Here is a 14,782-nt window from a genome sequence, read left to right as displayed (position 1 = left end):
GCGTGAACTTTCCTGTCCTCGCCATTACCCTCGACCTCGACGACACCCTGTGGCCCTTCGCTCCGATCGGCGCACGCATCGACCAGGTGCTGCACGACTGGATGCTGGAGAACAGCCCCGCTACCGCGGCCATGTTCCCGGTGGCGGCCATGCGCGAGCTGCGCGACCGCGCGTTCGTCGACAACCCCCATCTGCACCATGACCTGAGTGCACTGCGCCGGCTGGCGCTGCACCGGGCATTGCAGGCCAGCGGCGCCGACCTGGCCCTGCTGGAGCCTGCATACGAAGCGTTCTTCGCCGCGCGCAACCAGGTGGAGTACTACCCCGATGCCCTGCAGGCGCTGCAGCGGATGGCCGCGAAGGTGCCGGTGGCCGCGCTGAGCAATGGCAATGCCGACCTGGAACGGATCGGCGTCTCGCACCTGTTCGCCTTCCAGCTGGGCGCACGCGAACACGGGGCCGCCAAACCGGCCGCCAGCATCTTCCACGCGGCCTGCACGCGGCTGGGCATCGCACCTGCCCAGGTGTTGCACGTGGGCGACCACGTCGACATGGACGTGGCCGGCGCCATGTCCGCCGGCCTGCGCGGCTGCTGGATCAACCGCGACGCCGCGCACTGGAACCATCCCTCGCTGCAGCCCGACCTGCAGTTCGACACCCTCACCGGGCTGGCCGACTGGCTTGATGCCAACGTCGCCGCCACCGCATCCAGGAGTCCCTGATCCATGAGCGACATCATCGGTTTCACTTCCCAGTCCGAACACGCCCTGCCACTGCACGTACTGGACCGCGACGGGTTCAAGGCGTGGAACGCCGCCCAGCCGCCTGCGCTGCAGGCCTGGCTGCAGGCGCAGGGGTTCACCGGCAGCGCGCACAGCGTGGTGCTGCTGCCTGGCGAACAGGGCATCGCCGGCGCGGTGATGGGGGTGGGCGATGCCGCCGATGCCTACAGCTACGCACATGCGCCGCATGCCCTGCCGGCAGGCACCGTGTGGCGGCTGGCCAGTGAACTCGATGCCGCCCAGCAGGCCCTGCTGCAGTTGGGCTGGGGCCTGGGCAGCTACCGTTTCGATCGCTACCGCAAGCGCAACCGCGCACCGGCACAGTTGCTGGCCAGCCCCACGGCGGAAGTGGCGGCGCTGGTCGAGGCCAGCCTGCGCGTGCGTGACTGGGTCAACACGCCTACCGAAGACATGGGCCCGCAGCAGCTGGAAGATGCAGCACGTGCGTTGGCCGATGCACACGGCGCGCAGGTCGAAGCCATCACCGGCGAGGCCCTGCTGCAGCAGAATTTCCCGGCGATCCATGCCGTTGGCCGTGCCTCGCATCGCGCACCGCGGCTGGTGGTGCTGCGCTGGGGCAAGGCCAGCGACCCGTCGCTGGTACTGGTTGGCAAGGGCGTGTGCTTCGACACCGGCGGGCTGGACATGAAGCCGGCCGATGGCATGCGCAACATGAAGAAGGACATGGGCGGTGCGGCACACGCGCTGGCGCTGGCCGGACTGGTGATGGCGCAGGGCCTGCCGGTACGGCTGACCCTGCTGGTGCCAGCCGTGGAGAACGCAGTAGGCCCGGATGCGTTCCGCCCGGGTGAAGTGATCGCCACGCGCAAGGGCCTGAGCGTGGAGATCGACAACACCGATGCCGAAGGCCGGGTGATCCTGTGCGACGCGCTGACCTTCGCCAGCGAGCAGCAGCCGGACCTGGTACTGGATTTCGCCACCCTGACCGGTGCCGCACGCATTGCACTGGGCCCGGACCTGCCGGCACTTTTCAGCAACGATGACACGCTGGCCCAGCAGTGGCTGCAGGCCGGCGAAGCGACCCGCGATCCGGTATGGCGGATGCCGCTGTGGCGCCCTTACCTGCGCTACCTGCACAGCAACATCGCCGACCTGGCCAATGCCGGTTCGCGCATGGCCGGTTCGGTGACGGCGGCACTGTACCTGGAGCGTTTCCTCGCCGAAGGCCAGCGTTGGGCGCACCTGGACGTATATGCCTGGAATGACGGCGAGCGTCCCGGCCGACCGGCCGGCGGCGAAGCGCTGGCCCTGCGCTCGGCCTGGGCGATGCTGAAGACCCGCTACGCCTGAGAGAGAAAGGGGACGGAGGGGATTAAGGCGCAAATGGCCCTGAAGGGCCATTTGCGCCTTAATCCCCTCCGTCCCCTTTTTACAGCCAGCCCTTCTGGCGGGCGAGGCGGTAGGCTTCGATGCGGTTGGCCACGCCCAGTTTGCCGATGCATTCGGACAGGTAGTTGCGCACGGTGCCGTGCGACAGCCCCAGTTCGGCGGCGATCTCGCTGGCGGTGCGGCCTTCGCCGGCCAGCCGCAGCACGCGGCGCTCGCGGTCGGTCAGCGGGTCGGCCTGCGACCAGGCATCCAATGCCAGTTGCGGATCGATCGCGCGCAGTCCGTTGCTGACCCGGCGCAGCGCGTCGGCCAGGTGATCGGCCGGGGCATCCTTCAGCAGGTATCCCAGCACCCCGGCTTCCAGGGCGCGACGCAGGAAACCAGCACGCGCAAAGGTGGTCACGATCACCACCTTGATCGGCAGCGCGTGGCGGGTGATGCGCTGGGCCAGTTCCAGTCCGGTCAGCCCGGGCATCTCGATGTCGGTGACCAGGATGTCCGGCTTCAGCTGCTGCAGCATGCGCCAGGCCGCCTCGCCATCCGGCGCCGAACCCAGCACCTCGATGTCCGGCTCCAGCCCCAGCAGTGCCGACAGCGCGCCGCGTACCATCGCCTGGTCTTCGGCCAGCACGATGCGGATCATGTGCCCTCCTTCGATACGGCATCCAGCGGGACCGCCGCGGCCATTGCAACAGCCGTTGCCTCAGGGGGCAATGGCACCCGCACCGCGATACAGGTGCCTCCCTGCGGCAGCGCCTTGACCTGCAGCGTCCCACGAAGCGCGTCGATGCGCTCACGCATGCCGATCAGGCCGTTGCCTTCGGTGTGCACGCCACCGCGGCCATCGTCGCGGACCTGCATGGCCAGCTCGTTGCCATCGCGCTCGAAACGCACCTGTGCCGTGGTGGCGCGCGCATGGCGGGCGATGTTGGTCACCGCCTCGCGCAGCACCAGCGCCAGCGCCCGCTCGACGTCCACCGGCATCGCCGGCGGTGGCAGATACTCCAGGTGCACCTGCTGGCATTCCAGCAACAGCCGTGCCGATGCCAGTTCAGCTGCAAGGTCGCTGGCACGGATACCGGTCACTGCGCTGCGCACCTGTGCCAAAGCCTGCCGTGCAACCTCCTCGGCCTCGCCGATTTCCAGCCGCGCGCGCGCATCCCCGCGGTCGTACAGCTTGCGCGACAGTTCCAGCTTCAGCGTGATCAGCGACAGCGTGTGGCCCAACAGGTCGTGCAGGTCACGACCGATGCGCTCGCGCTCGGCGGTGGCGGCCAGCCGGCGTACTTCTTCCTGCGAAAGCTGCAGCTGCGCATCACGTTCCTTGTTGAGTGTTTCCACGTTCACCACCAGGCCGATCACCAGTGACATGAAAGGGATCCACACCAAGGTCTGCCAGGGCCACCCAGACAAGTGCGTCGTGGTGACGAAGACGGCGTTGAGCGCCAGCAGCTGCACCACGTACACCCATGTCCTGCCATTGCGGCAGACACGCAACATCACGCAACCGAAGATGAAATAGCTGATGCCCGACGGGTACCACGGCACCAGCACCAGGCTCATCGCCACCATGCCCATCGCATAGCGCGGTGCGTGGTGCCGGGACGACAGCAGCGTCCGCGAATACAGCCACAGGAACAGTGGATAGCTGGCCAGCGTCAACAAGGCCCAGCGCAGCGTATAGCCGGGCCCGAACAAGGGCGTCAGGAACACCCACGACGTCCACAGCAGGTGCACGTAGTCGCTCCAGCCCGACTTGCCGAGCCGCAGGTTCTCGGCCACGGCCGAGTCCGGTGCGGGGCGCAGGGCATTGGCGAGCCAGTTCGACGGCACGGCGGATTCCAGGCGGGGACGGTCGCGGCCGATCATGCCATGTCAACCGATACGGCGCAGGCGCCGCGCGGCGAGCAATGCGAACACCACCGTCACCGCCAGCAGCACCAGCACGTGCGCCCCCCCGTTGCCGCTGGCAGCATGGCCCATGATCGGAAGTGCCAGCTGCGCGGCATGCCACGTCGGCCATAGCGGCGCGATGCTGCTGAACACCACCGGCAGCACCGACAGCGGAATCCACAGGCCAGACAGCAGCGCCAGCGGCAGGTAGACCAGGTTGACCACGGCCGGCGATGCCTCGGCACCGACATGGCAGCCGATCAGCATCCCGACCGCACCCAGCGGCAGCGCGACCAACGCCGCAACACCGAGCAGCCCGACCATCTGCATGGCCACCAGCGGAACGCCTCCCACCGCCATTGCCGCGATCATCAACAGTGCCGCCACGCCCATCGCGAACATCACGGCCATCAGCATGCGGGCCAGCAGCGGTGCGAGTGGCGGAACGGGTAGCGCCCGTTTGAGGGTCAGCAGCCCGGTGGCACGGTCCATCGCCAACTGCACGCCGAAGCCAAACAATGCCGGGCCCATCGCACCGAATACGCAGTAGGTGGCCAACAGATAGCTCGCCGCCTGCCTGTTCCCCAGCATCACCCCGAACACCAGGTAGAACAGCACCGGGAACAGCAGGCAGGGCAGCACGAAGGCGGGCGTCCGCCAGGCGCGGCGCAGTTCGGCCTTCAGTTCGGCGACGTAGGGCGCAAGCAGGCGCCCGGCCGCACCGCGCGGGGACGAGGTCGCCAAGGCGTTCATGCCGCCTCCCGGGTCAGTTCAACGAAGGCCTCGGCCAGCCCGCCACCACGTACGTCCAGCTCCTGCAATGAAGGATCCTCGGCCAGCAGGCGGGCCACGACCGGTTCGGCCGGCTCGGCCAGCAACCGCAGGTGGTCTCCGCTGCGTTGTACTTCCCGCACGCCGGGCCAGCGCTGCACCTCCTTTTCGCTCAGCACGCTGCGGCAGCGGATCTGCCGGGGCGCCAGCTGCGGGCGGAACGAGGCCAATGGCCCATCGGCCACCACGCGCCCCTGTTCCAGCACGATCACCCGTCCTGCCAGCGCTTCGGCTTCTTCCAGGTAATGCGTGGTGAGCACGATGCCGCAGCCTTCGGCCACCAGCTGGCGGATGGCCTGCCACATCGCCTGCCTGGCTTCGATGTCCAGGCCCGTGGTCGGCTCATCCAGGAACAGCAGCCGCGGACGCCCGCACATCGCGATGGCGAACTGCACGCGCCGCTGCTGGCCACCGGACAGCTCTCCGTAAAACCGTTGCCGTAGCGGCGCCACGCCGGCCAGCGCCAGGCAGTCGTGCAATGCGCGCGGATGCGGGTAGCTGGCGCGGAACTGGTCGACCAGCTCGCCAACCCGCAGTTTTTCCGGCAACGCCGTGCTCTGCAGCATCACCCCGACCTGTTCGCGCTGGCGACGCGACTGCGGGTCGCCCCCGAGCAGCTCGACATGGCCTTCATCGGCACGCCGCAGCCCGAGCATCACCGCGATCGCAGTGCTCTTGCCGGCACCGTTGCGGCCGAGCACGGCCAACACCTGGCCGGGATGCACCTGCAGGCTGATACCGTGCAGGGCCTGGGTGGCGCGATAGCGCACCTGCACGGCGTGCAGGGCGGCCAACGGCAATGGGGCGTGCGTCTGCATGAAAGTGCTCCACGGGGATGTGCGGGCCACGATGCCGCCCCTGCCATGGCCGGGGCAGTAGCCGCCGTCAGCCACATCGGGTGACAGCTGTCACTGCCCCGCCCCGCCCGGACGCCGCATGCTGTGCCTGCACGGGAGTGGCGGTTTGCCCCATCCGGGCGTTGCGGTCACACTCCGCTCGATCCATCGTCATGGTCCCTATGAACGCCTCTACCGAACTGTTGAAGGAACTTCGCATCGACCGCAAGACGCCGACGCCGCCTGCTCCGGGCAGCCGTCGCTGGCTGTGGATCCTGGTCGTCATCGTGGTGCTGTCGTGCGCCGCAGTCGCTGCCTGGACGCTGCGCCCGCAGGCCATCGAAGTGCAGGCCGCGCCGGCCGTGGCGCTGGGCGAGGCCGGCACCACCGCCTCGGTGCTCGACGCCAGTGGCTACGTGGTGGCCCGCCGCATGGCCACCGTATCGGCCAAGATCACCGGCAAGGTCCGCGAGGTGATGATCGAAGAAGGCATGCGCGTGGAAGAAGGCCAGGTGATGGCAACGCTCGACCCGATCGATGCCGATGCCGAGCGCGACCTGTATGCCTCGCAGGTGCAGGCAGCGCGCAGCCAGGTCGCAGGGCTGCAGGCGCAGCTGAAACAGGCCGACGCCGAAGCAACCCGGCTGCAGGCGCTGGTCGACCGGCAACTGGTGTCGCGCTCGCAGTACGACCAGGCCATCGCCCAGCGCGACAGCCTGCGCGCGCAGCTGGACACCGCACAGCGCAACGTCAAGGTGGCCGGCAACCAGCTGGCCATCGCCGACCTGGGCGTGGACAACAACGTGGTGCGCGCCCCGTTCTCCGGCGTGGTCACGGCCAAGGCAGCCCAGCCGGGCGAGATCGTGTCACCGCTGTCGGCGGGCGGCGGCTTCACCCGCACCGGCATCGGTACGATCGTGGACATGGAATCGCTGGAGATCGAAGTTGAAGTCGGCGAAGCCTTCATTGGCCGGGTGCAACCGAAGATGCCGGTGGAGGCCACGCTCAATGCCTATCCTGACTGGAAGATCCCCGCCGAGGTCATCGCCATCGTCCCCACCGCCGACCGTGGCAAGGCGACGGTGAAGGTACGCGTGGCGTTGAAGGCCAAGGATCCGCGCATCGTGCCGGAAATGGGCGTGCGGGTGAGCTTCCTGGAACAGCCGAAGGCCGAAGCGCAGGACAAGCCGCAGGGCGTGCGCGTGCCTGCCGATGCGGTGGTCAAGCGTGACGGTGCCGATGTCGTGTTCGTGCTGGGCGATGACAGCGTGCAGCAACGCGCGGTGAAGCCGGGCATGGCACTGAACAGCGACCGCCAGATCCTGCAGGGCGTGCGCCCGGGTGAGCTGGTGGTGACCGGCCCACCGGATGAACTGCGCGACGGCAGCAAGGCCACGCAGAAGCCGTAATCGAGCGATCGGCGGCCAGCGGCCGTCCCTACACAACGTGGAGAAGCAGCATGTCGACCCTCGTTTCACTGCGCAACATCACCAAGACCTACCAGCGCGGCCCGGAGCAGGTGAAGGTCCTGCACGGCATCGACCTGGACATCGAACAGGGCGACTTCGTCGCGCTGATGGGGCCTTCCGGTTCGGGCAAGACCACGCTGCTGAACCTGATCGGCGGCCTGGACTCACCCAGCGGCGGTGAGATCACCATCGAAGCCGAACGCATCGACAGGATGAGCGCCGGCCAGCTGTCCACCTGGCGCAGCCACCATGTCGGCTTCGTGTTCCAGTTCTACAACCTGATGCCGATGCTCACCGCGCAGAAGAACGTGGAATTGCCGCTGTTGCTGACCCACCTGGGCGCGGCCCAGCGCAAGCGCAACGCAGAGATCGCATTGACCCTGGTGGGCCTGGCCGACCGCCGCTCGCACCGTCCCAACGAACTGTCCGGTGGCCAGCAGCAGCGCGTGGCGATCGCCCGCGCGATCGTCTCCGACCCCACCTTCCTGATCTGCGACGAGCCGACCGGCGACCTCGACCGCCAGTCCGCCGAAGAAATCCTGCAGTTGCTGCAGCTGCTCAACCGCGAGCACGGCAAGACCATCATCATGGTCACCCACGATCCAAAGGCCGCCGAGTACGCAACGCACACGGTGCACCTGGACAAGGGCGAACTGGTCGAAGCAGCCCCCGCCCACTGACAGGAGAACGGCGATGAAGTATTTCTCCCTGGTCTGGGCCCAGCTGTTCCGCAGCCGGACCCGGACCCTGCTGACCCTGCTGTCGGTGGTGGCCGCGTTCCTGCTGTTCGGCATGCTCGATTCGGTGCGCGTGGCGTTCACCTCTGGCGGCAATGTCGAAGGTGCCAACCGGCTGATCACGGCTTCGCGGCTGTCGATCACGCAGTCGCTGCCGATCCGCCTGGACGCCCAGATCCGCCAGGTAGCGGGCGTGCGCGACGTCACCTACGGCATGTGGTTCGGTGGCATCTACCGCGACCCCAAGGATTTCTTCCCGAACTTCTCGGTGGCACCGAACTATTTCGATATCTACCGGGAATTCGAGATCGCACCTGACCAGCTCCAGCGCTGGCAGGACACGCGTACCGGCGCCATCGTCGGCGAACAGCTGGCCAAGGACTTCGGCTGGAAGATCGGCGACACCATTCCGCTGCAGGCCACGATCTTCCCGCGCGACGGCAGCAACGACTGGCCGCTGGAACTGGTGGGCACGTTCCGTTCCAGGGACCGCACGGTAGCGGCCAACGAAGAAAGGCAGCTGATGATGAACTGGAAGTACTTCGATGAGTCCAACGACTACATCAAGAACCAGGTCAGCTGGTACACCATCACCTTGGACAACCCGGACCATGCGTCCCGTGTCGCGCAGGCCATCGACGCGATCTCGGCCAACTCCGACCACGAGACCAAGACCCAGACCGAATCCGCGTTCCAGCAGGCCTTCCTCAAGCAGTTCGCGGACATCGGCATGATCGTCACTTCGATCATGGGCGCGGTGTTCTTCACCCTGCTGCTGCTGACCGGCAACACCATGGCCCAGGCCGTCCGCGAACGCATCCCCGAACTTGCCACGCTGAAGACGCTGGGCTTCCAGGACCGCACGGTACTGACGCTGGTGATGGTCGAATCGATCCTGCTGGTGGGGCTGGGCGGGGCGATCGGCATGGGCCTGGCGGCGTCCATCCTGCCGGTGCTGGCACCGAAGACACGCGGATTGCTGCCGCCACACGTACCCAGCGCCACCTGGCTGGTCGGCGTCGGCTTGATCATCGTCATCGGCATCGTGGTCGGACTGCTGCCGGCGCTGCGCGCCAAGCGGCTGAAGATCGTCGATGCCCTGGCCGGACGTTGAGGAGGACGCGACATGAAGAACACACTGAAGAAGTGGCTGCTCAACACGGGAATGCTGGCGCTGCTGGCGGTCGGCCTGGGCGCATGGATCTGGCTGCCCTGGGCTGGCGTGCTGGGCGTGGCCGTGGCGGTTGCGCTGTGGCTGATGCTCAGCCGCAGTGGGCGGCTGGCGCTGGCCGCCACCCGGATCGGCGTCGCCAGCCTGCCGCAACGCTGGGGCGCCTCGTCGGTGATCGTGGTCGGCATCGCCGGCGTGGTCGGCGTGCTGGTGGCGATGCTGGCAATGGGCGAAGGATTCCAGTCCACCCTCAACAGCACCGGCGATGACACCACCGCCATCGTGCTGCGCGGCGGTTCACAGGCCGAAACCAATTCGGTGATCACCCGCGAGCAGGTGCCGCTGTTGTCCACCCTGCCCGGCGTGTCCCGCGACGAGAAGGGCCACGCGCTGCTGTCGCCGGAACTTTCACAGGTGGTCAACCTGGAGTCGAAGGCCGATGGCACCGACGTCAACGCGCAGTTCCGCGGCGTTGGCGAGATGGCCTGGGCGGTGCATGACAGGGTCCGTATCGTGGAGGGCAGGAAGTTCGCCACCGGCAAGCGCGAAATGGTTGTCGGGGAGGGTGCCAGGTCCCAGTTCAAGGGCATGGAGGTCGGCACCACGCTGACCCTGGGCAACCAGGCCTGGACCGTGGTTGGCGTGTTCGCGTCAGGCGACGCACACGATTCGGAGCTGTGGACCGATGCCGATACCCTGGCCACCACCTACCAGCGCAGCGCTTTCCAGTCGATCAGCGTGCGTACCGATGGCAAGCCGGGCTTCGAACAGTTCAAGACCGCCGTGGCTGCAGACCCGCGCCTGAAGCTGGACGTGGAAACCACCCGCGTTTACTACAGCAAGCAGGGAGGCGGGCTGACCACGCTGATCAACATCCTCGGCAAGGTGATCGGCGCCATCATGGCCATCGGTGCCGTGTTCGGCGCATTGAACACCATGTACGCCGCAGTGGCCACGCGGGCCCGCGAGATCGCCACCATGCGTGCGATCGGCTTCCGTGGCCTGCCGGTGGTGACAGCGGTGATGCTGGAGACAATGCTGCTGGCGCTGGTGGGCGGACTGCTGGGCTGCGCCGTTGCGTGGCTGGTATTCAATGGCTACAGCGTGTCGACCATCGGCAGCAACTTCAGCGCGGTGGTGTTCAAGTTCCATGTGTCACCGGAACTGCTGTGGAGCGGACTGAAGTGGGCCTTGGGCATCGGCCTGGTAGGCGGACTGTTCCCCGCCCTGCGCGCAGCACGGCTGCCGATCACCACCGCATTGCGCGAAGTATAGAAAAAGGGGACGGAGATAAAAAGGGGACGGAGGGGATTAAGTCAAAAATGGCCCTCTCGGGCCATTTTTGACTTAATCCCCTCCGTCCCCTTTTTATCTGCGGGCTTTCCACAGGCCGTCGAAGACGAACAGGCCCAGTCCCACCCAGATCGCGATGAAACCCATGGCCCGCGCGCCGTCGAAGGGCTCGTTGAAGAAGAACACGCCCAGCAGCAGGCCCAGGCTGGGTGCGATGAACTGGAGGATGCCCACCGCGGACAAGGCGATGCGTTTCACACCATAGGCGAAGCCGATCAATGGCGCAGCGGTGACCACGCCGCCAAAGATCAGCAGCAGATCGTTGCGCCAACCCCAGCCCCCGAAGAACGCACCACCGTGGCCGTTCTCGCTCCACAGGGCAAAGCCCAGTGCCGGCAGGAACAGGTACAGGCTTTCCACGGCCAGGCCCGCTACCGGATCCACTGAAATCAGCTTGCGCAGCAGTCCGTAAAGCCCGAAGGAGCCAGCCAGGCCGAGCGCGATCCACGGCGGCGCGCCGGCCTGCCAGGTCAGCCACGCCACACCCAGCGCCGCACAGCCCACGGCCAGCCACTGCAGCCGGCGCAGGCGTTCTTTCAACACCACCACGCCCAGCACCACGCTGACCAGCGGGTTGATGAAATACCCCAGGCTGGTGTCGATGACATGCCCGGCGTTGATCGCCCAGATATACAGGCCCCAGTTGAATGCGATCGCCACGCTGCTCAATGCCAGCGTCGGCAATGCGCGCGGCTGTGCGGCAATGGCCTTCCACCATTGCAGCCGGCTGCTCAGCAGCAGCCAGGCCACCACCAGCACCGTGCTCCAGATGATGCGGTGGGCGATGATCTGGAACGATGGCACCTCGCGCAGCAGGTGCCAGTACACCGGCACCAGCCCCCATAGCACGAAGGTGAATGCCGTGATGGTGAAGCCGCGACGCTGCTCCTGCTCGCTGATGGGCACCGCGCTCATCGGCGGGTCCTCGCCAGGGTCAGCACCAGCACGCCAGCCAGGATCACCGCCATGGCGACCATGTCGCGCCATCCAAAACGTTCGCCATTGAGCAGCGCGCCAAGCAGCACCGCGATGACCGGGTTGACGTAGGCATAACTGCCCGCCAACGCCGGACGTACGTTGTGCAACAGCCACACGTATGCAGTGAAAGCGACGATGGAGCCGAACACGCACAGATAGGCGACGGCAAGCAGGCCATCGATGCCAGGCAGCGACGTGGGGCGCTCGCCGACGGCCAGGCCGGTGATGACCAATAGCACGCCGCCACAGATCATCTGGCCGGCTGCCGTCATGAACGGGCCGGGCAGGTCCTGCCCGCGCACCCATACCGAACCGAATGCCCAGCCAACCGGTGCCACCAGCAGCAGCACCAGCCCGGTGGGTGACGCGGCAAGGCTGCTGCCGGCATTGAGCCAGACCACGCCGAAGAAGCCGATGGCAATGCCCAGCCATTCGCCACGACTGGCGTGCTGGCCACGGAGCGCGGAGAACAGTGCCATCCACAATGGCACCGATGCCACCGCCGTGGCGGCCAGTCCGGAGGACACATCGCGCTCGGCCAGCACCACCATGCCATTGCCCAGCAGCAGCATGGCGAACCCCATGACCGCCAGGTTGCGCCACTGCCGCAGGGTCGGCCGCGGCAGCTTGCGGAACAGGCGCAGTACGACATACATCAGGCTGCCGGCGATGATGAAGCGGGCGCCGGATACCGAGGTCAGCGGCAGTACGCCGGCCTGCAATGCCTTGGAGATGCCCAGGTAGGTGGATCCCCAGACCACGTAGACCAGCAGCAGGGCCAGGGCGACAGCACCGCCACGGGGGGCAGGGGGGGAATCAGGAACGACGGCCATGGGCCACCACGATACGGGAGAACGGAGATTCTAGGCCTTTGCCGGGCCTTGGGCAGCCTGTCCGGCAGCATGCTGTTTTTCGATGGGTGAGCGATGACGTGACTCGTACTCACCAACGACTCCGCAACATCGATGGCCGGTGTCCTGCGGCGAACCGGTAGCCCCACAGGCAGCAGCGAGCTTCACTGAATCGCTTCGCCTGGCAGCCCACACGGCCATCTCGCAGCCAGGCGACAAGCGGGCAGGGAAAATCGATGCCGATCCACATGGGGCGTCCCGTAAGCCGGACAACTGATGGCACGGAGCCGGTTACGTAGGGAATGTGCGCATTGAACTGCAAGCAATACGCACGACAGCGCAGAACGGCGATGCTCAGCACACTTCACTGAGCCGTTATCCAATGTAGTGAGCGTGCTCGCGCAGCCCGCGCGGCAGCAATCATATAAACAGGAAAACGATCATGAAGATTCCACCACTATCCCGTCCCGTCGGCATGTTTGGCACGGCCGAGGCTGCTTGTCCTACGAGTCCAACCCTTATTTTCGCAATCATCGTGATCGTTCGCCCCCGTCCAGTCCAGTAGCCCGGCCAGCAGAAGTCATATCAATCGCAGTGGGCGACCAGAGGCCGCCCACTGCAAGGAGGTTAACATGATCAACTGGGAAACCATGGATCAGCTGGCCAAGAGTCGGAGCCACACATGCGCCTTGTCTACCGCATATGCGAGAAGTCGCATCAAACGTTCGAAGATCGTTGATGAGGACATTGCGGAGCGAATCAATGTCCTGGCTGACGGTTTGATTGAAACATGCCCGCCCTCACGCTCATGCGAAATCATGCGATCGGTGGCCGATATCATCAAGGAAGAGTCGGTGATGCGCATTTTCACCGATGAGGCGCGCATGCATCTGGAGAACCCACTCTATTCAACTGCTGCCCAGGTCGTCGAAAGCGACATAGTCTCTGGCTTGGTTCTGCACCGGCATCCCCTGCTCAGAGTGACTTGCGCCACGACATCGTCGTCGCCACAGATGCGATTGCAAGCTGAAGATCTGAGCATTGATTCATCAATGGCAGTCGGAGGCTACGACTCCTTCGTCGTATTCCTACAGGCACGGGAATGCGCAATCGATTTGTTTGAAGTCGATCCGAGCATGGACGATCGGCAAATTCTCCTTCCTCCCGTTCGGAAAGAGATGCGTACTGGCGACCATCTCTTTCTGGAGGGTGGGAAACAGGGCTTTGTTCTGGCGACCCCCCAATGCAGGGTGAACATGATCCTGCTCGCGCGTCAGCTTCCCCGCGACCCCCTAAGCCGCCTCTACGACCGCAAGACGCGTGGACTTGTGAGAATCAGCTCAGCCTCCGTAAGGGATTCTCGCATACAGAATCTTGCAACTGCGCTGGCACGGCTCGAGGGCACAAGAAATGGCGACGCTCTGGAGCAGTTGACTCATCACGACTCCTACTTCGTCCGATGGCACGCCGTGCGCGAACTCTGTTCGATGGACGAGACCCGTGCCTACGCCCGGCTGAAAAAAATGGCTCACGGCGACCCACACGAAGAAATACGATCCCTTTCGAGACAACTTACAGCCAACGAAGGTGAGTGACATGCCGATCCATATCACAGACCCGTCGTCCGACCAGATCTGCATCGATTCCCTGGTAGATCATCTCATCGATAACAGATTCGATCCGACCGACCATCATTGCCTCATGGAGACCGCACCTTTTCTCAAACGGCTTGCAAACAACCAGACCTTCCTCTCCGACCTCATCTGCAGCGAGATTGAGAACTACCACGTCCTGCAGGAGGACAATCCTTATGTGCCGCAGGTTTTCATGCTTGACCATGACAGGCTGAAGGAGAAATCGACGTTTCTTCGAGCGTGCCTGTGGCCTGGAACAACCGATGAAATCCTGACTTCAAGTGGACACAAGGCCTTCTACTACGGGCTTCCCCATGACCACAATTTCAACTTCCTGACCGTTGGCTATGCGGGGCCCGGCTACGTAAGCGACTATTACGAGTATGACTACACTGCGGTGGTCGGGTTGCAAGGAGAGGAAGTCGACCTTCAGTTCAAGGAGCGATCACAGCTAACCAAGGGTCATATTCTCCTCTATCGCGCATTTCGCGATGTGCACAGTCAATATGCACCTGAGAGTTTTTCGGTGTCGCTGAACATCATGGAGAACACCTGCAGATCTGCTGTCATGGACCAATACACTTTCGAACCAGGTACCAATCGCATCTCGAGTTCATTCTCACGCTGCTCTCCCGGAGCACTATTCTCGATCATAGCCTCCACTGGCGGCGCAGAGGGACAATCCCTGTTGTCCCACATTTTTCAACACCATCCTGTTGACCGAATCCGCATGTCTGCACTGGAATCCCTGATGACCAGCGCCGCTGATACCAACACAGCCTTGGCGCTTGGGAGCTTGGTGAGCGTGAACCACAGTCGATTCATGCGCGAACGCGCACGGACACTTATTGGACGGATGGAAAGCGCGAGCCAGCGAGCTTCCTGAGGATGCAGGAA

14 protein-coding genes are annotated in these 14,782 nt (G+C 65.1%); 8 read left to right on the top strand and 6 right to left on the bottom strand.

Going from position 1 to position 14,782, the window contains the following annotated elements:
• The first annotated feature begins 2 nt into the window (after positions 1-2).
• Both H4O11_RS17065 and H4O11_RS17060 read left to right on the top strand, forming a co-directional pair.
• Positions 3-722: an HAD-IA family hydrolase gene (locus H4O11_RS17065; RefSeq protein ID WP_182341242.1), complete on the top strand. Its 720-nt coding sequence runs from the start codon at positions 3-5 to the stop codon at positions 720-722.
• A 3-nt stretch (positions 723-725) separates the two neighbouring features.
• On the top strand, positions 726-2,093 hold the full coding sequence (locus H4O11_RS17060) for a leucyl aminopeptidase family protein (protein ID WP_182341239.1): 1,368 nt from the start codon (positions 726-728) through the stop codon (positions 2,091-2,093).
• 79 nt (positions 2,094-2,172) lie between these two features.
• Here the strand turns inward: H4O11_RS17060 and H4O11_RS17055 are convergent, their stop codons facing one another.
• The 4 genes from H4O11_RS17055 to H4O11_RS17040 are packed head-to-tail and all read right to left on the bottom strand — an operon-like array spanning position 2,173 to position 5,674.
• On the bottom strand, positions 2,173-2,775 hold the full coding sequence (locus H4O11_RS17055) for a response regulator transcription factor (protein WP_182341237.1): 603 nt from the start codon (positions 2,773-2,775) through the stop codon (positions 2,173-2,175).
• A complete protein-coding gene (locus H4O11_RS17050; protein ID WP_182341235.1) occupies positions 2,772-4,001 on the bottom strand; it encodes a sensor histidine kinase in 1,230 nt (409 codons plus the stop codon). The genes H4O11_RS17055 and H4O11_RS17050 overlap by 4 nt, the downstream gene beginning before the upstream one ends.
• A gap of 6 nt (positions 4,002-4,007) precedes the next feature.
• Positions 4,008-4,778, bottom strand: coding sequence for an ABC transporter permease (locus H4O11_RS17045; RefSeq protein WP_182341232.1), 771 nt, complete (start codon positions 4,776-4,778; stop codon positions 4,008-4,010).
• Complete coding sequence (locus H4O11_RS17040) at positions 4,775-5,674, bottom strand: ABC transporter ATP-binding protein (RefSeq protein ID WP_182341228.1); 900 nt, start codon at positions 5,672-5,674, stop codon at positions 4,775-4,777. The genes H4O11_RS17045 and H4O11_RS17040 overlap by 4 nt, the downstream gene beginning before the upstream one ends.
• Positions 5,675-5,874: 200 nt before the next feature.
• Between H4O11_RS17040 and H4O11_RS17035 the strand changes: the two genes are divergently transcribed.
• The 4 genes from H4O11_RS17035 to H4O11_RS17020 are packed head-to-tail and all read left to right on the top strand — an operon-like array spanning position 5,875 to position 10,344.
• Positions 5,875-7,101, top strand: a complete 1,227-nt coding sequence (locus H4O11_RS17035) for an efflux RND transporter periplasmic adaptor subunit (RefSeq protein ID WP_182341225.1) — start codon at positions 5,875-5,877, stop codon at positions 7,099-7,101.
• A 50-nt stretch (positions 7,102-7,151) separates the two neighbouring features.
• Complete coding sequence (locus H4O11_RS17030) at positions 7,152-7,841, top strand: ABC transporter ATP-binding protein (RefSeq protein WP_182341222.1); 690 nt, start codon at positions 7,152-7,154, stop codon at positions 7,839-7,841.
• Positions 7,842-7,854: 13 nt separating this feature from the next.
• Positions 7,855-9,012 (top strand): ABC transporter permease, encoded by a 1,158-nt coding sequence (locus H4O11_RS17025; protein ID WP_182341219.1) that lies wholly within the window; start codon positions 7,855-7,857, stop codon positions 9,010-9,012.
• Positions 9,013-9,024: 12 nt separating this feature from the next.
• Complete coding sequence (locus H4O11_RS17020) at positions 9,025-10,344, top strand: ABC transporter permease (protein WP_182341216.1); 1,320 nt, start codon at positions 9,025-9,027, stop codon at positions 10,342-10,344.
• Between the two features lie 93 nt (positions 10,345-10,437).
• Here the strand turns inward: H4O11_RS17020 and rarD are convergent, their stop codons facing one another.
• Together rarD and yedA are read right to left on the bottom strand one after the other, a co-directional pair.
• Entirely contained in the window at positions 10,438-11,337 is a 900-nt protein-coding gene (gene rarD / locus H4O11_RS17015) for an EamA family transporter RarD (RefSeq protein WP_246333572.1), read from the bottom strand.
• The gene (gene yedA / locus H4O11_RS17010) at positions 11,334-12,233 is read right to left on the bottom strand and encodes a drug/metabolite exporter YedA (RefSeq protein ID WP_182341213.1); all 900 of its coding nucleotides are present in this window, start codon (positions 12,231-12,233) and stop codon (positions 11,334-11,336) included. Before yedA ends, rarD begins: the two co-directional genes overlap by 4 nt.
• Before the next feature lie 650 nt (positions 12,234-12,883).
• Between yedA and H4O11_RS17005 the strand changes: the two genes are divergently transcribed.
• Entirely contained in the window at positions 12,884-13,846 is a 963-nt protein-coding gene (locus H4O11_RS17005) for a HEAT repeat domain-containing protein (protein WP_182341210.1), read from the top strand.
• 1 nt (position 13,847) lies between these two features.
• Entirely contained in the window at positions 13,848-14,771 is a 924-nt protein-coding gene (locus tag H4O11_RS17000) for a transposase (protein ID WP_182341207.1), read from the top strand.
• Positions 14,772-14,782 lie beyond the last annotated feature (11 nt).

Origin of the sequence: Stenotrophomonas tumulicola (genome assembly GCF_014117215.1) — a bacterium.
Lineage (GTDB): Bacteria > Pseudomonadota > Gammaproteobacteria > Xanthomonadales > Xanthomonadaceae > Stenotrophomonas > Stenotrophomonas tumulicola.
Note: the sequence above shows the minus strand (reverse complement) of the source record. Positions and strands in the feature narration are given on the sequence as shown.